The organism is Primorskyibacter flagellatus (genome assembly GCF_014638275.1).
GTDB lineage: Bacteria > Pseudomonadota > Alphaproteobacteria > Rhodobacterales > Rhodobacteraceae > Pseudooceanicola > Pseudooceanicola flagellatus_A.
In genome coordinates, this window is the sequence record NZ_BMFJ01000002.1 from 879,333 (window position 1) to 895,819 (window position 16,487).

18 protein-coding genes are annotated in these 16,487 nt (G+C 67.0%); 7 read left to right on the forward strand and 11 right to left on the reverse strand.

Annotated features, from left to right (window positions below; genetic code table 11):
- Window positions 1-17 precede the first annotated feature (17 nt).
- Both IEV87_RS18625 and regB read right to left on the reverse strand, forming a co-directional pair.
- Entirely contained in the window at window positions 18-1,535 is a 1,518-nt protein-coding gene (locus IEV87_RS18625) for a PAS-domain containing protein (protein ID WP_188479317.1), read from the reverse strand.
- A 100-nt stretch (window positions 1,536-1,635) separates the two neighbouring features.
- Complete coding sequence (gene regB, locus IEV87_RS18630) at window positions 1,636-3,030, reverse strand: sensor histidine kinase RegB (RefSeq protein WP_188479318.1); 1,395 nt, start codon at window positions 3,028-3,030, stop codon at window positions 1,636-1,638.
- Window positions 3,031-3,120: 90 nt separating this feature from the next.
- Between regB and IEV87_RS18635 the strand changes: the two genes are divergently transcribed.
- A complete protein-coding gene (locus tag IEV87_RS18635; RefSeq protein ID WP_188479319.1) occupies window positions 3,121-3,744 on the forward strand; it encodes an SCO family protein in 624 nt (207 codons plus the stop codon).
- 82 nt (window positions 3,745-3,826) lie between these two features.
- On the forward strand, window positions 3,827-4,375 hold the full coding sequence (locus IEV87_RS18640; protein WP_188479320.1) for an ActR/PrrA/RegA family redox response regulator transcription factor: 549 nt from the start codon (window positions 3,827-3,829) through the stop codon (window positions 4,373-4,375).
- On the opposite strand, the gene IEV87_RS18645 is transcribed toward IEV87_RS18640, so the two are convergent.
- The 4 genes from IEV87_RS18645 to IEV87_RS18660 all read right to left on the reverse strand — a co-directional run bounded on the left by IEV87_RS18645 (window position 4,372) and on the right by IEV87_RS18660 (window position 7,400).
- Window positions 4,372-5,253 carry a LysR substrate-binding domain-containing protein gene (locus IEV87_RS18645; protein WP_188479321.1) on the reverse strand — a complete coding sequence of 294 codons (882 nt, stop codon included), beginning with the start codon at window positions 5,251-5,253 and terminating at the stop codon, window positions 4,372-4,374. The two genes, IEV87_RS18640 and IEV87_RS18645, sit on opposite strands and share 4 nt — an antisense overlap.
- Window positions 5,254-5,540: 287 nt before the next feature.
- The gene (locus tag IEV87_RS18650) at window positions 5,541-6,020 is read right to left on the reverse strand and encodes a GNAT family N-acetyltransferase (RefSeq protein WP_188479322.1); all 480 of its coding nucleotides are present in this window, start codon (window positions 6,018-6,020) and stop codon (window positions 5,541-5,543) included.
- A complete protein-coding gene (locus IEV87_RS18655; RefSeq protein WP_188479323.1) occupies window positions 6,017-6,613 on the reverse strand; it encodes a hypothetical protein in 597 nt (198 codons plus the stop codon). Before IEV87_RS18655 ends, IEV87_RS18650 begins: the two co-directional genes overlap by 4 nt.
- Window positions 6,614-6,671: 58 nt before the next feature.
- A complete protein-coding gene (locus tag IEV87_RS18660; RefSeq protein WP_188479324.1) occupies window positions 6,672-7,400 on the reverse strand; it encodes an FkbM family methyltransferase in 729 nt (242 codons plus the stop codon).
- A gap of 153 nt (window positions 7,401-7,553) precedes the next feature.
- Between IEV87_RS18660 and ahcY the strand changes: the two genes are divergently transcribed.
- Together ahcY and IEV87_RS18670 are read left to right on the forward strand one after the other, a co-directional pair.
- Entirely contained in the window at window positions 7,554-8,942 is a 1,389-nt protein-coding gene (ahcY, locus tag IEV87_RS18665; RefSeq protein ID WP_188479325.1) for an adenosylhomocysteinase, read from the forward strand.
- Window positions 8,943-9,083: 141 nt separating this feature from the next.
- A complete protein-coding gene (locus IEV87_RS18670) occupies window positions 9,084-9,425 on the forward strand; it encodes a DUF2853 family protein (RefSeq protein WP_188479326.1) in 342 nt (113 codons plus the stop codon).
- A 149-nt stretch (window positions 9,426-9,574) separates the two neighbouring features.
- Here the strand turns inward: IEV87_RS18670 and IEV87_RS18675 are convergent, their stop codons facing one another.
- From IEV87_RS18675 to tsaD, 5 genes are all read right to left on the reverse strand, one after another.
- On the reverse strand, window positions 9,575-9,970 hold the full coding sequence (locus tag IEV87_RS18675) for a DUF1761 domain-containing protein (protein ID WP_188479327.1): 396 nt from the start codon (window positions 9,968-9,970) through the stop codon (window positions 9,575-9,577).
- A 64-nt stretch (window positions 9,971-10,034) separates the two neighbouring features.
- Window positions 10,035-10,448: an EVE domain-containing protein gene (locus IEV87_RS18680; RefSeq protein WP_188479328.1), complete on the reverse strand. Its 414-nt coding sequence runs from the start codon at window positions 10,446-10,448 to the stop codon at window positions 10,035-10,037.
- Window positions 10,445-10,720, reverse strand: coding sequence for a YciI family protein (locus IEV87_RS18685; protein WP_188479329.1), 276 nt, complete (start codon window positions 10,718-10,720; stop codon window positions 10,445-10,447). Before IEV87_RS18685 ends, IEV87_RS18680 begins: the two co-directional genes overlap by 4 nt.
- A 1-nt stretch (window position 10,721) precedes the next feature.
- On the reverse strand, window positions 10,722-11,693 hold the full coding sequence (locus IEV87_RS18690) for an NAD(P)H-dependent glycerol-3-phosphate dehydrogenase (protein ID WP_188479330.1): 972 nt from the start codon (window positions 11,691-11,693) through the stop codon (window positions 10,722-10,724).
- On the reverse strand, window positions 11,690-12,778 hold the full coding sequence (gene tsaD, locus IEV87_RS18695; RefSeq protein WP_188479331.1) for a tRNA (adenosine(37)-N6)-threonylcarbamoyltransferase complex transferase subunit TsaD: 1,089 nt from the start codon (window positions 12,776-12,778) through the stop codon (window positions 11,690-11,692). Before tsaD ends, IEV87_RS18690 begins: the two co-directional genes overlap by 4 nt.
- A 75-nt stretch (window positions 12,779-12,853) precedes the next feature.
- Here tsaD and IEV87_RS18700 point away from each other — a divergent pair, with 75 nt between their 5' ends.
- The 3 genes from IEV87_RS18700 to IEV87_RS18710 are packed head-to-tail and all read left to right on the forward strand — an operon-like array spanning window position 12,854 to window position 16,470.
- Window positions 12,854-13,567 carry a uroporphyrinogen-III synthase gene (locus IEV87_RS18700; protein ID WP_188479332.1) on the forward strand — a complete coding sequence of 238 codons (714 nt, stop codon included), beginning with the start codon at window positions 12,854-12,856 and terminating at the stop codon, window positions 13,565-13,567.
- Window positions 13,568-13,614: 47 nt separating this feature from the next.
- A complete protein-coding gene (locus IEV87_RS18705) occupies window positions 13,615-14,943 on the forward strand; it encodes a COG4223 family protein (protein WP_188479333.1) in 1,329 nt (442 codons plus the stop codon).
- Between the two features lie 12 nt (window positions 14,944-14,955).
- On the forward strand, window positions 14,956-16,470 hold the full coding sequence (locus tag IEV87_RS18710) for a heme biosynthesis protein HemY (protein ID WP_188479334.1): 1,515 nt from the start codon (window positions 14,956-14,958) through the stop codon (window positions 16,468-16,470).
- The last annotated feature ends 17 nt before the right edge of the window (window positions 16,471-16,487 follow it).

Genomic DNA, 16,487 nt, shown 5'->3' on the forward strand with positions numbered 1-16,487 from the left:
CGCCACGCGACCCGCCGTCACCGCCGCCCCTGGATCCCGACAAGCCGGCTGACCTGTGCCACGCGGAAAGTGGCGAGCGTCGCGCCGCCCTGCAACGGCTTGAACCGGCAGTCGAGCATCCGCCCGTCGCGCATCCGGACAGAGGCGTCCCATTCCGTGCGCTCGTCGAACCCCACGACGAAATCGCGGAAATCCCCCCAGATCGGACTGGGTTCGCAGCGGTCCTGCCACATGCCCGTCGCGCTGCGGACCGACTGGTCGAGAGAGGAGTTCTCCTCCGGCAGCTGCCAGAGATCGCGGTAGGATTCGTTGGTGTAGCTCAGCACGCCCTGCGGCGAGAACACCGCCAGCGCATCGTCCAGCGACTCCATCACCGCCTGCGACAGGTCCAGCTGTTCGCGGTAACGCCGGGTCAGGGTGATCTCTGCGCTGATGTCTTCGAACAGGAAGGCCACGGCGCCGTTCGGATGCGGCCGCCCGGTGACGCGATAGGTGCAGCCGTTGGCCAGCGTCCATGTCTCCTGGTACCGCCCATCCTCCGCCGCCGCGATAAGGTCGAGGATCTGGTCCCGCCATGTTGAATAGCTGCGCGGTTCCGGCATGATCTTTTCGTCCCGCAGCTTGTCGAAGAAGGACAGGTATCCGGGTCGCCCGGACAGGTATTCCGGCGTCAGGGCGGTCATGTCGATCAACGCCGGATTGAACAGGGCCAGCTGACGGTTGCGGTCGAATATCGCCAGCCCGGTCGACAGCTGCGCGAAGGTCTTGGTGAGCGTCTGGACGAAGGTCCGCTGCGCGACCTCGGCCCGGACCACGGCGGTCACGTCGATGGCGTGGAACAGATGCGTGCCCTCGAACGCCCGCTCCGTCAGGTCGAACCAGCGTTCCTGCACCGCCGGGGTCGGCCGGAAGCGGATCCGGCGCTGTTCGCGGTCGGGCAGCCCGCGCACCTCTCCCTCCGGCGGCAGGGCGGGGCGGCCGTCGGGACGCGCGCCGCCGCTCTCCGCCTCGATCTGGGCGTAGGCGGTGTTGGACCACAACAGGCAGCCGTCCACATCCGTCAGCCACACCGGATAGGGCGCTGTCATCGCGGACCAGCGGGTCAGCGCGCGGATGCGGTCCCGGTAGAGCCTGAGATGCGCGGACATGGGATCGGCCACCGAACTGTCGACCAGGTCCACACTCACGCTCTGGCCGCGCCGCGCGATGCGGAGAAGAGACGGATCCTCGGGGTCGCGGGCCGGATAGGTGACGGTGCCGTCCGTATCGCCGACGAATTCGGCCGGAACGTCGCTGTACCGGAACGAGAAATACTTGCGAAGGGACGGAAGCGTATTATCCCAGTCATCCCGCTGCAGCTGCCGGGTCAGGTCCGCGTCGCAATCGACGATCCGCCCCCGGATCATCCGCATCCCGCCGCTTGTCTTCCGTGCAATGCCGCGCCTGCGGCGGTAGCCCGGCAGCAACTGGATGATCAGCACCGCGGCCGTTGCCGTCGCAAGACTGACGATCAGCACCAGGGTGATATGTGACAAACCGATCTGCAACCCGATCCCCGTTCCTTCCCCGTCGGGATAGAAACAGCAAAATGGTAAACAGGTGGTTAAGATCTATCATTTTTGACGCCAATTGACGTCATGGCAGAAAAGGGCGGTTCCGCCCGACCGGCGCCGGAGTATCCCCATCACGCGCGTCGATCTTGCGCCGGGGCCAGACCACTTCGACGATTGCGCCGCTCCGTTCCTGCCCGCTGCCGGAGGCGGAGTCGCGGTCGGGACCGTTGGCAAAGCTCAGTTCGGCTCCGGTGCGTTCCAGCAGCGTCTTGGCGATGAACAGCCCCAGCCCCATGCCTTCGTACCCCGGCCGAGCGTGCCCGGATCCCGACGCCCGACGCCGCCGCACGAAGGGGTCGCCGATCCGGCCGATCACCTGCGGTGCATACCCCCGCCCGTCGTCCATGATCCGGACAGAGATCTCCGTCCCGCTCCACCGCGCCTCGACCCAGACATTGGCCGTGGCAAAGTCGACCGCGTTCTGGATCAGGTTGCGCAGCCCGTGGATCAGTTCGGGCCGTCGCAGGATCTGCGGTACCGCGCCCGTGTCCTCCGGGTTGTCGAATTCATAGTGGATCGCCCGCCCGCGTCCCTGATGCGGTTCCGCCGCCTCCTCGATCACCGCGGTCAGCGGGGCCTGCCGCAGGTGCAGATCGTCCTTTCCCGCCCGGCCCATGGAGCGCAGGATGTCCCGGCAGCGGTCCGCCTGTTCGCGGATCAGCCGCGCGTCGTCGGCCAGGTCGGGTCGGTCCGACAGCTCTTCCGCCAGTTCGGCAGAGGCCAGCTTGATCGTCGCCAGGGGCGTCCCCAGCTCATGCGCCGCCGCCGCAACCACACCGCCAAGGTCGGTCAGCTTCTGTTCCCGCGCCAGCGCCAGCTGCGTCGCCTGAAGCGCGTCGGACATCGAATGCAGTTCGGTCGCGATCCAGCGGGAATAGATGCCAAGGAAGATCACCGCGATCACGATCGCCAGCCACTGCCCGAAGACAAAGACATCGGCGATCTGCAGGATGAACCCCTGCGCCGTCCTGAGCGGGAGGTGAAGTTCCGTGAGCAGCGTCACCCCGACGATCGCCACCGTCCCGATGAACAGCGTGGATCGCCCCGACAGCGCCATGGCCGAAACCGTCACCGGCCCCACGATCAGGATCGAGAACGGATTGTGCAGCCCCCCGGTCAGATACAGCAGCAGGCACAGCTGCAGCAGGTCGAACAGCACCATCAGCAGGTTCTCGACCTCGGACAGGCGCTTGCTTTCGGGAAAGATGAAGGTCGCGACGAGGTTGCCGATCACCGACATGCCCACGACCAGCAGGCACCAGCCGTATTCCAGGTTCAGCCCGTAGATTTCCCGCGCGACGGTCAGCGCGGCGAACTGCCCCGCCACGGCACCCCACCGCAGCAGGATGATGGTGCGCAGACGGATCCAGTTGCCCCGCTCACGCCCCTTGAGAACCTCGAAATCCCTGTCGGTCATGGCGGCTGCGCTGACGTGTCCCGATTGAAACTCTGGACTCCGTTGATAAGACTGCACCGACCCGCACGCAATCGCCGGAAGGATCCCGCCATGACCCGCATCTACGCCATCGCTGCCGGAGCGGTGATCCTCCTGCTCTCTGCCGTGATGTGGCTGGTCACCATGGGCGGCGGCGACGACCGCTACGCCCAGTGCCGCGCCAGCGCCATCGCCGGCGGCAGCGACCAGATCGGCGGCCCCTTCACCCTGGTCGACGAAACCGGCGCCACCGTGACCGAGAAAGAGGTCATCGACGAACCTGCGCTGATCTACTTCGGCTACACCTACTGCCCCGACATCTGCCCCCTGGACGCCGCCCGCAACGCGGAGGTCGCGACGCTGCTGGAAGACCGCGGCTACAGCGTGAAGCCTGTCTTCATCACTATCGACCCCGAACGCGACACCCCCGAACAGCTGGCCGATTTCACCGATTACCTGCACCCCCGTATGGTCGGCCTGACCGGCACCGCGGAACAGATCAAGGCCGCAAGCCAGGCCTACCGGACCTACTACAAGAAGCAGCCGTCAGAGGACGGGGACGACTATTATCTCGTCGATCATTCCACTTTCAGCTACCTGACCCTTCCCGAAGCGGGGTTCGTGGACTACTTCCGCCGGGATGAACCCGCCGAAGACATGGCGGAGCGCATCGCCTGCTTTCTCGACGCCGGATAGCGATTCGCGAATGTTTGACGGGGCAGGGGGAGCGGGCTAGAACCGTTCAACCGACGACCAACAGCCTCTGGGGGCGGATCCGATGACCGACGGCCTTGATCTGGGCGAAGACCGAAGCCTGCTGCTGCTGGACGACGACGAACCCTTTCTGAAACGTCTTGCCAAGGCGATGGAAAAGCGCGGCTTCGATGTGGAGCTTGCCGAAACCGTTGCCGCCGGCAAGGCCATCGCCACCGCCCGTCCGCCCGCCTATGCGGTCTGCGACCTGCGGCTGGAGGACGGCAACGGGCTCGACGTGGTCGAGGTGCTGCGGGAAAAGCGCCCGGATTGCCGCATCGTCGTGCTGACGGGCTACGGCGCCATCGCCACCGCCGTGGCGGCGGTCAAGATCGGCGCGACCGACTATCTCGCGAAACCCGCCGACGCCACCGATATCACCAACGCCCTGCTCGCCCGCGACGACACCCTGCCGCCGCCACCGGAAAATCCGATGAGCGCGGATCGGGTGAGATGGGAACACATCCAGCGGGTCTACGAACTCTGCGACCGCAACGTCAGCGAAACCGCGCGGCGGCTGAACATGCACCGCCGGACACTGCAGCGGATACTGGCCAAGCGCAGCCCGCGCTAATCGCGCGCCGGACCGCCGATTTCTGCCCGCAGCCAGTCGGCAAAGGCGGTAACGGCGGCGCGCTGCGGACCGGGCGGCGTCACCATCCAGTAGGTTGTCTCCGGCAGCGGCGGATAGGGCACCCGCTCCAGCCGCCCCGCCGCGAGCGATTCCGCCACCACCACGTCCGTCGCGAAGATCAGGCCCAGCCCCGCCTCCGCCGCCGTGACGGACAGGATCGGGTTCTCCATCGAATGAATGCGGATCGTCTCGGGGTCGAGCCCGCCAAGCCGCAGCCAGTCGTCCTCCGGCGTGTAGTGCACGTCGACGATCCAGGGCAGGGTCGACAGGTCATCGCTCTGACTGACGACCGACGGAGCACCGGCGACGATCATCTCGGTCCGGAACAGGAACTCCGCACTCACCCCGGGCCAGTTGCCGAGGCCGGTCCGGATTGCCAGGTCATATCCGTCGCGCAGCAGGTCCACCGGAGTCTGCGTCGGCGTCAGCGAAACCGGAATGCCGGGGTGATCCGCCCAGAAACGGGGCAGGCGCGGCATCAGCACGGTCTGCGAAAAGGCCACCGTCGCCGTGACCCGCAGCCCGCGGTTGCGGTCGCTGCGCCGCAGATCCTGAACCCCCTTGGCAATCGTCCCGAACCCGTCGCCAAGCGCCGTCGCCAGTTGCCGCCCCGCCTGTGTCAGCGCCAGCCCCCGACCTTCGCGCAGGACGAGCGCGACGCCCAGCTCCGCCTCCAGCCCCCTCACCTGTTGCGCCACGGCGGCTGGCGTCACATTCAGCGCCCGCGCAGCGGCACTGAACCCGTTAAGCCGCGCCGTCGCCTCGAACGCACGCAGGGAGGAAAGGGCGGGAAGATGCAGCCAGTCGATTTCGGGCACAATCGTAAACCTGATAGTTGAACTAAAAGGTATCACAGAATTCCTGACTGCACCATCGTGGCGAGAGCGCCTATATCAGCATGTGAAACACAGCCACAGGAAAGGCCGGGATATGGTCAGGCTACCAGATGAAATGCTGAGAACGGTCCAAAGGGATCCCATGCCAAGCCACCAGAGACCGCCGCGTCCGTCCGCGGCAGGCTGGTGGATGACCCTGTTCGGAATGGTCCCCCCGAAACCGGAAAAACCCCGCGCGCGCCCGCCAATTGCCCGCCGCGCGCGGATCGTCACAGATCAAACCGCTTGAGCACCTTGTCTACCACCTGCCCGTTGCCCATCCGGTAGCCCGCGATCCGGCCGTAGTCCTCGAACCCGCGGCTCTGGTAATAGGCCAGACCGCCGTAGTTGTCGGCCCGGATGTTGGCGCGGATCCAGTCGTACCCCTCTGCAACGCAGGCTGCGCGCGTTGCCTCGAACAAAGCCGACCCGATGCCCAGACCGGTCCGCCCGACCCGGGCGAAGGTCGCGATTTCGGCGACCAGACCGGGTTCGGTCGTCAGCGGTTCAACCCACTGGAACCCCAGCAGTTCGCCACCGTCGTCCTCCGCAAGGTGCCAGATCGCCCGCGGGGCGCCGATGCGCCCGGCAATGTCGTCCCGCGTGACCTCTTCGGTGATCGCGGTGGTGCCACCCTGAACGATCACCTCGTTCAGAAGCTCTGCCATGGCCCCGGCATCAAGCGGCCCGGCGCGCCGGACATGAATCATGACATCTCTCCCAGCAAGGCGGCGTGGCGGCGGGTGAAGTCGTTCCGCACCTCGACCGGGGGACGCAGGCTGATCGCCAGCCCCTCCATCAGCGCCGCATCGGGACGGCCGAAGAACCGGTCCGCCTCGGTTTCCGAGAATCCGGCGATCTGAACCGCCTCCATCCAGGCCGACACCTTGTCCGCCTTCTTGATCTTCTTCTTCAGCGCCGCAGGCGTCTGCGCGGGCAGGCCGAACCGGATATGCACCGCCGCTGTGAGCCGGTCGTCCAGCGCCCCGTACCCCGGACCGACCGCCGCCTTGACCGGAGAGATCATGTCCCCGATCACATACTCCGGCGCGTCATGCAGCAGCGCGGTCAGCCGCTGCGCCGGACCGGCCGAGGGCTCCATCCGGGCGAACAGGGCCTCCACCAGCAGCGAATGCTCGGCCACCGAATAGGCATAGTCGCCCCGCGTCTGCCCGTTCCACCGGGCGACAAAGGCAAGCCCGTGGGCGATATCCTCGATTTCGATGTCGACCGGGGTCGGATCCAGCAGGTCCAGCCTGCGCCCCGACAGCATCCGTTGCCAGGCCCGTGCCTGTTTTGCCATGACATGCTCCTCGCTTTTTCGCAGGAATAGACCCTGAACCGGGCGATGTCACCGCAGCTTAGCGGGCGACAAAGATGGCGTTGTTCTCGATCGTCCCCATGATCGCGTAATCCACCCCCGGTGCCGCTTCGGACAGCGTCTTGAGGATCGCGCGGGCCTTCCAGGGTTTCGGCACCTCGCAGAGGATCATCGGCCGGCACTCCGCGATCACCCGCGCCGCGCCTTCCAGCGCCGGCTGTTCGAACCCTTCGACATCCAGATGGATCAGCGACACCTTCCGTGCAGCCGGCACCAGCGAGTCGATGGTGACGATGTCGATCTCGATCACACGGTCGCCGTCGACTTCCATCTCGTCTACCACCCGTTCCCCCGCCGAAATCGCCGCCCCGCCGGGCCGCTTGACCAGAAGCGGCTGCTTCGAGGCGGTGGCCCCGACACCGACCTGGTGGATCTCCACTCCCTCAAGTCCGTTGATCCGGATCGTTTCCCGCGCAGCGGCGAAGGACACCGGCACGGGTTCGAAGGTGTGCAGTATCGTCTTCTTCCCCATGGCCCCGCGCAGCGCCGGTATGAAATCGCCGATGAACGCCCCGCCGGTCACCACGTCCCCGTCGCCGAGGTGCCGCCGCAGGAATCGCAGCGTCGCCGGTTCATAGACACCGCCGCCGGTCAGAAGGTCCGCGATCTCGCGCCCGCGATAGTGGTCCGGCACGCAGTAGAAGCCGTATTCGTTGGCCGCGTAGGAGAAACCGAAATCCGGCCCCGCCGGGCCTGCACCGTCCGTCATGCATCACACCTTGCCGTTACGATGCGCACCCTATCGCGCCCCGCGACGCAGCGAAACGGGGGATCGCGCGATGCCGGACCCCTCTGAACTTGCCGCCCCCGGTGGTCGATGCTACTGGCACAGGCGACTTCGATCCAAACGGGAGCCGACCCTATGGCCAACGACTACTTCGTCAAAGACATTTCCCTTGCCGCATTCGGCCGCAAGGAGCTCGACATCGCAGAGACGGAGATGCCCGGCCTCATGGCCTGCCGCGCGGAATACGGCGACAGCAAGCCGCTCAAGGGCGCGCGCATCGTCGGCTCCCTGCACATGACGATCCAGACCGGGGTCCTGATCGAAACCCTCGTGGCGCTTGGTGCGGACGTCCGCTGGGCGTCGTGCAACATCTTCTCCACCCAGGACCACGCTGCCGCCGCGATTGCCGAAGCCGGCGTGCCCGTCTTCGCCGTCAAGGGCCAGACGCTTGAGGAGCACTGGGACTATCTCGACAAGTCCTTCATGTTCCCCGAAGGCCCGAACATGATCCTCGACGACGGCGGCGACGCGACCCTCTACGTCCTGCTCGGCGCCCGTGCCGAGGCCGGTGAGGACATCATCCCGGTGCCCCAGTCCGAAGAGGAAGAGGTCATCAAGAAGCAGATCGCCAAGCGCATGGCGGCCTCCCCCGGCTGGTTCACCAAGACCCGCGATGCCATCAAGGGCGTTTCCGAGGAAACCACCACCGGCGTGCACCGCCTCTATGAACTGGTAAAAAAGGGCCAGCTGCCCTTCCCGGCGATCAACGTGAATGACTCCGTCACCAAGTCGAAGTTCGACAACAAATATGGCTGCAAGGAATCGCTGGTCGACGGCATCCGCCGCGCCACCGACACCATGATGGCCGGCAAGGTCGCCGTGGTCTGCGGCTATGGCGACGTTGGCAAGGGCTCTGCCGCATCCCTGCGCGGCGCAGGGGCCCGCGTGAAGGTGACCGAAATCGACCCGATCTGTGCGCTTCAGGCCGCCATGGACGGCTATGAGGTCGTCACGCTGGAAGACGCGGTGAAGACCGCCGACATCTTCGTCACCACCACCGGCAACAAGGACGTCATCCGCATCGAGCATATGCGCGAGATGAAGGACATGGCGATCGTCGGCAACATCGGCCACTTCGACAACGAAATCCAGGTCGCCGCGCTCAAGAACCACAAGTGGACCAACATCAAGGACCAGGTGGACATGATCGAGATGCCGAGCGGCGCGCGGATCATCCTGCTTTCCGAAGGCCGCCTGCTGAACCTCGGCAACGCGACCGGCCACCCGTCCTTCGTGATGTCCGCCTCCTTCACCAACCAGGTTCTGGCGCAGATCGAACTCTGGACCAAGGGCGACCAGTACGAGAACAAGGTCTACATCCTGCCCAAGCACCTCGACGAAAAGGTCGCGCGCCTGCACCTCGAACGGATCGGGGTCAAGCTTTCGACGCTCGCCAAGGAACAGGCCGATTACATCGGCGTGCCGCAGGAAGGCCCCTTCAAGCCGGAACATTACCGCTACTGATCCCGGCCGCAGGATCGCCACGTCACAACCCGATGCGTCCGCGCATCGGGTTTTTTTGCTTTACCCGATAAGAATCCGCGCATTAGGGTCTGGACCATACGGCCCCGAAAACCGGGGCGCCTGGACAATCGGGGGACTGACATGGGCAAACGTGACGATCTGATCGCGAAATATGCGGAAGACCTGAAGGACAAGTGTGGCATGACGCCGGACATGGACCTTCTGACCAAGGTGACCATCGGCTGCGGGCCGTCGATCTACAACGAAGACGCCTCGACCGTCGCCGGCAGCCAGGCGAGCGAGCTTGAGACCATCAAGGAAAACTTCCTGATGAAGAAGCTCGGCCTCAAGGACAGCCCGGATCTGATGGCCGGCATCAACTCGGCGATCGAGACCTACGGCAAGTCCAACCGCAACAAGTACCGCGCGGTCGTCTACTACCTGCTCGTGAAGCACTTCAAGAAAGAAGGCGTCTACGCCTGATCTTCCCGACATCGGAGGGGAGCGCCGGTCCGCGGACGGGCGCTCCCCTTCACCGTTTCATGCCTCGTTCCGGCAGGAGAGCAGCGGCGTAGGGTGGCGCTTCCAGCCCACCACGCAATGACTCGCAGGATTTATGCCCTGCCCCCTGCCTAGAACAGGCCCAGCACCAGCCCGATCACCCCGCAGCCCAGCACCGCGTACCCGCCATCAAGCAGAGTTAGCATCGCCGGCCGGTTCGCATAGGCATAGTTCATCGCCACCCACGGAACGATGAAGAACAGCCCCACGCCAAGCCCGGCGACCAGCCCGCCGCCCGCGCTTTCGATCCCGGACATCGCGAAGATGTGCCGCATCATGCCCGCCACAAGGATCATCGCCACGCCGGACACCACGAAGGGCATCGGCGATCCGTTTCCCTGCGGCTTCCCGGTTTCGTCCACCGGTATGCCTGCCGCCCTGATCCAGGGTTTCGACAGGCTCATGTACCAGACCGCCCCCATGGCAAATCCGGCAATCGCCGCCACCAGTACCGATATAACGCCCATGGTCCCCTCCGTTCCGCGTCCCGGAGCGGAGTTTACCCGAAACAGAGCCGGATCTCCTAGAGCTTCAAAGCCCGCCCATCCGGCAGACCAGCGCCCATTCCTCCGCCGTGACCGGCTGCACCGACAGGCGGGAATTCTTCACCAGCACCATGGCCGCCAGTTCCGGCGTGCCCTTGATCTGTTCCAGCGTCACGGGGGCGGGCAGGGCCTGAACGGCGCGGATGTCCACGCAGTCCCATCGTTCGTCGTCCGTGGTCGAATCCGGATGCGAGGGGGCCGAGACCTCGACGATGCCCACGATCTCCCGCGTGCTCTGGGAATGGTAGAAGAACCCGCGGTCCCCCACCTCCATCTCGCGCATGAAGTTGCGGGCCTGGTAGTTGCGCACGCCGGTCCATTCTTCTCCGGCGCCGCCCTTGGCGACCTGCTGGTCCCAGGACCAGGTTTCGGGCTCCGACTTGAACAGCCAGTACCTCATCCGCCGATGACCCGGTTCCAGGGCCGCAGCGTGTGCGACGCGAACAGCCCCGCCTTGGCATAGGGGTCGCCCGCCACCCAGGCCTCTGCCGCCGCGCGGTCTTCGAGGTCGAGGATTACCAGCGACCCGCACATCGCGCCCTCTCCGTCCAGCAGGGGTCCGGCCTGCGCCACGCAGCCGGTCTCCCTGATATAGGCGAGGTGCGCATCGCGGTTGGCCTTGCGGACCTCGAGCGCGCCGGGTTTGTCATGGGCCATCAGGGCAAACAACATCTCATTCCTCCTTCAGTGGACGGGACAGCAGCAGGGCCAGCGCCTCTGCCACCTTCAGCGTTCCGTCGATCAGGCCAACGACAGCATCGGTGATGGGCATGTCAAGGTTCATGGACCGTGCCAGCACCTGAACCGCCCGTGCCGTGGCCGCGCCTTCAACGGTGATATCAGGGTCGAACAAGGCGTTTTCGCCGATCGAGACACCATAGCGATAGTTCCGCGACAGGGTCGACGTGCAGGTCAGCGCAAGGTCGCCGAAGCCGGACAGCCCCGCCAGCGTTTCTGCCCGCGCGCCCCGTGCGAGCGCCAGCCGTACCATCTCTGCGTAGCCGCGGGTCATCAGCGCCGCCCGCGCGCTTTCGCCCAGCCCTGCGCCGATGGCGGCACCGCAGGCGATGGCCATGACGTTCTTGAGCGCGCCCCCGACCTCGGCCCCGATGACGTCGGTGCTGCGGTAAAGCCGGATGTTCGGCGTGCTCAGCCCCTGTTGCAGCGCCGCGCCGCGGGTATCGTCGGCACAGGCCAGCGTCAGCGCCGTCGGCAGGCCGCGCGCGATGTCGTGCGCAAAGGACGGCCCCGTCAGCAGCGCCACCGGTGCGGCGGGACGCCGGGCGGCGATCACCTCCGCCGGCCCAAGACCCGTTGTCAGCTCGATGCCCTTGCAGCAGGCCACCAGGGGCCGGTCGCCGAAGTCCGGCAGACCTTCAAGCGCGCCCCGCAGCTTCTGCATCGGCACGGCCAGCAGGACCGGACCCTCCGGCAGATTGGTCGGGTCGGAGGTCACGTGCAGCCCATCCGGAAAAACCATTCCGGGCAGGCGCGCGGCGTTCTCGCCCTCTGCCCGCATTCGAAACACCAGCCCTGCATCGCGCGCGTAAAGCGTGACAGGCACCCCGCCCCGCGCGACAGAGATCGCCAGGGCCGTGCCGAAGGCCCCCGCGCCGATCACGCCGACTCCGGCGAAATCCGTCATGCCTTTGGTCCCTTCTTTCCGCCGCCGAGCATTCCCGCATTGGTCTGGTCCAGCGGCCATCTGGGCCGCGCCGAAAGGTCCATTCCGTCCCGCGCGCCGCCCGCGAACCGTTCAAGCCCCGCATAGGCGATCATCGCCCCGTTGTCGGTGCACAGCGACAGCGGAGGCGCGACGAAGCGCACGCCGTTTTCCGCCGCAACCGTCTCTAACCCGGCGCGAATGGCCCTGTTGGCAGCCACGCCGCCCGCCACGGCGATCACCGGATCCGCCGGAGCGTCGGCAAGGTACACCGCCAGCGCGCGCCGCGTCTTCTCCGCCAGGACCTCGACCACCGCCCGCTGGAATCCGGCGCAGAGATCGGCGCGGTCCTGCAAGGTCAGCCGGTTGCCCTCCATCACCTCGTCCCGCGTGCGCAGCAGCGCGGTCTTCAGGCCGGAAAAGCTCATGTCGCACCCGTCCCGGTCGAGCAGTGGCCGCGGGAAACGGAATCGCGCCGGATCGCCCTTCAGCGCCTCCGCCTCGACAGAGGGCCCGCCGGGCTGCGGCAGGGCAAGCAGCCGCGCGGTCTTGTCGAAGGCCTCGCCCGGCGCATCGTCGATGGTCCCGCCGAGCCGGGTGAAATCGTCCGGCCCGCGCACCAGCAGGAACTGGCAATGCCCGCCGGACACCAGCAGCATGAGGAAGGGAAACCCGATCCCGTCGGTCAGACGGGGCGTCAGCGCATGGCCCGCAAGGTGGTTCACCCCGACCAGCGGAAGCCCCGACCCGGCGGCGATCCCCTTGGCACACATCACGCCGGACATGACCCCGCCGATCAGGCCCGGCCCGGCGGTCACCGCCACCGCATCCAGTCCGGACAGCCCGACACCGGCGTCGGCCAGCGCCTGCCGTACCACGACATCCAGCCGTTCGGCATGGGCGCGCGCAGCGATTTCCGGCACGACGCCGCCGAAATCGGCATGAAGCGACGACTGCCCCATCACCACCGAGGACAGCACCTGCGCATCCCCCGGCACGCCGCGCACGACCGCCGCGGCGGTATCGTCGCAGGAGCTCTCCAGCCCGAGCAGAATGAAGGCGCGCATGTTGGGTCCGCCGATTGCATGATGCCTGTGCCGCAGGTAACACCGCACAGACTCTGAAACAATGGCGAGCCCCGGATGCGCCCGACGATCCTTGTGACCCGGCCAGACCCGGACGGACCTGCCACCGCAAGGGCGCTGGCCCGCGCCACCGGCCTGCCCGTGGTGGAAAGCCCCCTGCTGCGCATCACCGCCGCCGGTGCCCTTCCCGGCCTGACCGGGATCGCGACCCTGATCCTGACCTCGCGCAATGCCGCCCATGTCTATGCCGCGCTCGGCGGTCCCGCGCTGCCCGCGCTCTGCATAGGGGAGGCCACGGCCGAAGCCGCACGCGCCGCCGGACTGACCGCAACAGCCCTTGGCGGCGATGCCGAGGCACTCGTCGCCGACCTGCTGCGCACCCGGCCTGATGGCGCGCTGATGCATCTCCGCGGCGCGGCGTCACGCGGGAACATCGCCGCGCGCCTTTCCGCCGCCGGTCTCAGCGCGCGCGAGGCGGTGATCTACGAGCAGGAACTCTGCCCGCTGAACGAGGAGGCGCAGGCCCGTCTCGCCGCCCGCAAACCGCTGATCGTGCCGCTCTATTCCCCGCGCACCGCGGCCCATTTCGCGGATCTCGCCCGGCCCCGCGCCCCGTTGCATATCGTCGCGATGAGCCCCGCGGTGGCCCGCGCCGCCGCGCCGCTGGACAGCGATTCCCTGACCATTGCCGAGGCACCGGATGCCCCGGCGATGATCCGGGCGGTGGTTGCGACCGTACGGCGGGTTGAGGGGATGGGTCGCCCGGACTAAGTTACCCTTGCTGCATTTGCAAAGCAGGGATTCGAAAGGACTATTCCGTGGCCACCAAGAAGACCTCCAAGCCGCCTTCGGACACCGTCGCCGCCTCTGACGCGGAAGATACCCTGCCCGCCGCAGTCTCCGAAGATACGCCTCCGGCTGGCGAAGGCACGGACGCCATCGCTCTGCCCGAACCCGGTCGTGAGACGGATGCGGAGCCTGTTGCGACAGAGGATCCGGCCGCCCAAACATCCGATCCCGATGCCCCGGTGGCCGACCCCGCCGCGCCCGAACCCGCTTCGGATGTCCCGGAATCGCCTGATTCAGAGACTGTTTCTAATGACGACGATACACGCGCCGCCGCGCCGCAGCCTGACGATCTCGAGGCCGAGGCTGCGTTGGACACACCCGCTGATCCGGCACCCGAGCATCCCGCGCCCGTCGTCGTCGAGAAACGCGGCGGTTTCGTGCCGCTGGCGCTCGGCGGCATGGTGGCGGCCGCCATCGGGTTTTTCGCCGCGCTTGGCCTAGGCGGGTCGATCCCCGGCGTCGGACCGGGCGCAGGCCTGTCTGACCGGGTCGCCGCGCAGGAACAGGCCATCGCCGACCTGAAGGCCGCCCTTCCCGCCGCCCCCGACCTCGCCCCGCTGGAAACCGCCGCCGCCGACAACGCGACCGCCATCGCGTCGCTGTCAGACCGGATCGCGGCGGTCGAGACCGGGCTGACAGACCTTGGCACACGGATGGAGGACTCGCAGAAGGCAATGCTGGAAAACGGCGTCTCCGACACTGCCATCCAGGCCTACGAGGACGAACTCGCCCGTCTCCAGGACGCCATGCGCCAGCAGCGCGAAGAGGTCGAGACCATGGTCGCGAACGCGCAGACCATGCAGGCCGACGCCGAAACACGCACCGCCGAGACGGAGGCACGCGCTGCCCTGACGCAGATTCTGTCCGCCCTCGACAGCGGGGACGGCTATGCCGAACCGCTCGAACTTCTCCAGTCCACCGGGCAGCAGGTGCCTGAACCGCTGGTCGCCAATGTCGAAGGGGTGCCGACCCTGTCCGAACTGCGCGACAGTTTCCCGCCCGCCGCGCGCAACGCGTTGGCGGTGACGCGCGGGGCCGGGAACTCCTCCGTCGGGGATTTCTTCAGGACCCAGCTCGGTATCCGCTCGCTCGCCCCGAAGGAAGGCGACGATCCCGACGCCGTCCTGTCCCGGGCCGAGGCCGCGCTGGCGCGGGGCGACATCGCCGCCGCACAGCAGGAAATCGCGACCCTTCCCGAACCGGCCCAGGCCGAACTGGCAGACTGGACCGCCGCCGCCGAAACCCGCAGGACCACCGTCGCCGCCGCCACCGGCCTGATGGCCGAACTGAACAACTGAGGAACGCCGCCGATGCTCTGGTCTCTCGTCAAGATAGTCGTTTTTGTCGTCCTCGTGGCCGCCGCAACCTTCGGCGCCTCCTACCTGCTCGACATGCAGGGAGGCGTGCTGATCGCCATGGGCGGGATCGAAATCAACCTCACCCCCATCAAGGCCGTCATCGCCGCACTGCTGCTGATCCTTGCCGTCTGGCTGTTCCTCAAGCTGTTCGGCCTGCTGATCGCCCTGCTGCACTTCATCAACGGGGATGAAACCGCGCTCAGCCGCTATTTCGACCGCAACCGCGAACGCAAGGGCTTCGATGCGCTGAGCGAGGGCATGATGGCGCTGGCCTCCGGCGAAGGGCGCAAGGCCATGGCCAAGGCCGCCCGCGCCGAACGCTACCTCGACCGCCCTGAACTGACGACGCTGCTGACGGCGCAGGCCGCCGAACAGCTTGGCGACCGTTCCAAGGCGGAGGAGGCCTACAAGAAGCTGCTCAAGACCGACAAGACCCGGTTCGTCGGCGTGCGCGGCCTGATGATGCAGAAGCTGAACGACGGCGACACTGACACCGCGCTGGCGCTTGCCGAAAAGGCCTTTGCCCTGAAACCGGGCCACATCGAGGTGCAGGACACGCTGCTGCGTCTGCAGGCCCAGAAATCCGACTGGAAGGGCGCCCGGTCCACCCTCAAGGCCAAGCTGCGCCACGGCTCGCTCCCCCGCGACATCCACCGCCGCCGCGACGCGGTGCTGGCCCTGTCCGAGGCCAAGGGCGTTTTCAATGAGGATGCCAGCATCGAATCCCGCGAGGCCGCGATCGAGGCAAACAAGCTGTCCCCCGACCTGATCCCGGCCGCCGTCATGGCCGCGCGTGGCTATATCGACAAGGACCAGAAGCGCAATGCCACCCGCGTCCTGAAGAAGGCGTGGGAGGCTTCGCCGCATCCCGACCTCGCAGCCGCTTTCGCGGAGATCGAACCGGAAGAGACCCCCAAGCAGCGGCTCAAGCGGTTCGCCGCGCTGGTCAAGCCCGCCCCGAACCACCGTGAATCCCGCCTGCTGATGGCCGAGCTCAACATCGCGGCCGAGGATTTCCCGGAAGCCCGCCGCGCGCTTGGTGACCTCGCCGCCGAACAACCCGACGCCCGGACGCTGACCATAATGGCCGCCATCGAACGCGGCGAGGGCGCACCCGATGCCATCGTCAAGGGCTGGCTGGCCCGCGCCGTGACCGCTCCGCGCGGCCCCCAGTGGACCTGCGAGAACTGCAACCACATCCACCCGGCCTGGACCCCTATCTGCGACAACTGCGGGGCGTTCGACACGCTCGCCTGGAAATCCGCGCCCGCCGGCGACTATCAGAGCCCGGTCGGCACCGCGATGCTCCCCCTCATCGTGGGCGAGATCGAGGACAAGCGCGCCGAGCCCGTCCCGGAACCCGCAGCCGCGCCCGACCCGTCGCCGGAACCCGAGGACGCGGAGATCATCCCCGCCGCCCCGGTTCCCGACCCGACCGGCGAGCATGCGGAAAAGGCGGACAAATAGGCTTTCCCTGCCGTGGG

Bases quoted from the DNA above. Each gene is read 5' to 3' on its own strand.
- ahcY (WP_188479325.1), top strand. From the start codon at position 7,554: ATGGCCAACGACTACTTCGTCAAAGACATTTCCCTTGCCGCATTCGGC.
- IEV87_RS18660 (WP_188479324.1), bottom strand. From the start codon at position 7,400: ATGACGGACGGTGCAGGCCCGGCGGGGCCGGATTTCGGTTTCTCCTAC.
- IEV87_RS18655 (WP_188479323.1), bottom strand. From the start codon at position 6,613: ATGGCAAAACAGGCACGGGCCTGGCAACGGATGCTGTCGGGGCGCAGG.
- IEV87_RS18680 (WP_188479328.1), bottom strand. From the start codon at position 10,448: ATGAGGTACTGGCTGTTCAAGTCGGAGCCCGAAACCTGGTCCTGGGAC.
- tsaD (WP_188479331.1), bottom strand. From the start codon at position 12,778: ATGCGCGCCTTCATTCTGCTCGGGCTGGAGAGCTCCTGCGACGATACC.
- IEV87_RS18675 (WP_188479327.1), bottom strand. From the start codon at position 9,970: ATGGGCGTTATATCGGTACTGGTGGCGGCGATTGCCGGATTTGCCATG.
- IEV87_RS18670 (WP_188479326.1), top strand. From the start codon at position 9,084: ATGGGCAAACGTGACGATCTGATCGCGAAATATGCGGAAGACCTGAAG.
- IEV87_RS18640 (WP_188479320.1), top strand. From the start codon at position 3,827: ATGACCGACGGCCTTGATCTGGGCGAAGACCGAAGCCTGCTGCTGCTG.
- IEV87_RS18700 (WP_188479332.1), top strand. From the start codon at position 12,854: ATGCGCCCGACGATCCTTGTGACCCGGCCAGACCCGGACGGACCTGCC.
- IEV87_RS18710 (WP_188479334.1), top strand. From the start codon at position 14,956: ATGCTCTGGTCTCTCGTCAAGATAGTCGTTTTTGTCGTCCTCGTGGCC.
- IEV87_RS18685 (WP_188479329.1), bottom strand. From the start codon at position 10,720: ATGTTGTTTGCCCTGATGGCCCATGACAAACCCGGCGCGCTCGAGGTC.
- IEV87_RS18635 (WP_188479319.1), top strand. From the start codon at position 3,121: ATGACCCGCATCTACGCCATCGCTGCCGGAGCGGTGATCCTCCTGCTC.
- IEV87_RS18650 (WP_188479322.1), bottom strand. From the start codon at position 6,020: ATGATTCATGTCCGGCGCGCCGGGCCGCTTGATGCCGGGGCCATGGCA.
- regB (WP_188479318.1), bottom strand. From the start codon at position 3,030: ATGACCGACAGGGATTTCGAGGTTCTCAAGGGGCGTGAGCGGGGCAAC.
- IEV87_RS18690 (WP_188479330.1), bottom strand. From the start codon at position 11,693: ATGACGGATTTCGCCGGAGTCGGCGTGATCGGCGCGGGGGCCTTCGGC.